Source organism: Streptomyces doebereineriae (assembly GCF_031845645.1).
Classification (GTDB): domain Bacteria; phylum Actinomycetota; class Actinomycetes; order Streptomycetales; family Streptomycetaceae; genus Streptomyces; species Streptomyces canus.
Genome location: NZ_JAVREZ010000313.1, coordinates 1 through 450, shown reverse-complemented (window position 1 = coordinate 450; position 450 = coordinate 1). Strand labels below are relative to the sequence as shown.

At 67.6% G+C, this 450-nt stretch carries 1 pseudogene; it reads left to right on the top strand.

What is annotated here, in order from left to right:
- Nucleotides 1-345, top strand: a pseudogene (locus RNB18_RS52045) (acyl-CoA thioesterase domain-containing protein); the annotation flags it as partial.
- Nucleotides 346-450 lie beyond the last annotated feature (105 nt).

Sequence of the window (450 nt, the reverse complement as noted above, 5' to 3'; positions counted from 1 at the left end):
GTCCCGGCCCGCGACGACCTGGCCAAAGCGCTGATCGCGTACTTCACCGGGCACCTGGGTATTTCGACGACCATGCGGGCCCACGAGGGAATCGGCACCGCCCAGGCTCATCTGACCGTCTCGACCGCGCCGATGACCGTCACCGTCAGCTTCCACGAGCCGGTCCGCTGGGACGGCTGGCTGCTCTACAGCCACGAGAGCACCCAGGTCGGCTCGGGCATGTCGTATGTGCGCGGCGCCGTGCACACCGAAGCGGGTGAACTCATCGCGTCGTTCAGCCAGGACGCGCTGATCCGTCCGCTGCGCACCACCGATACCAGCATCTCGGCCCACTCGCGGCTGTAGGCCGGCGCCGCCGCTCAGATCTTCAGATACCCCTTGTCTGCCGGGATCTGAGCGGCGGTGACCAATGACGACGCATCGCCGGCCAGCCAGACCACGATGTCGGAG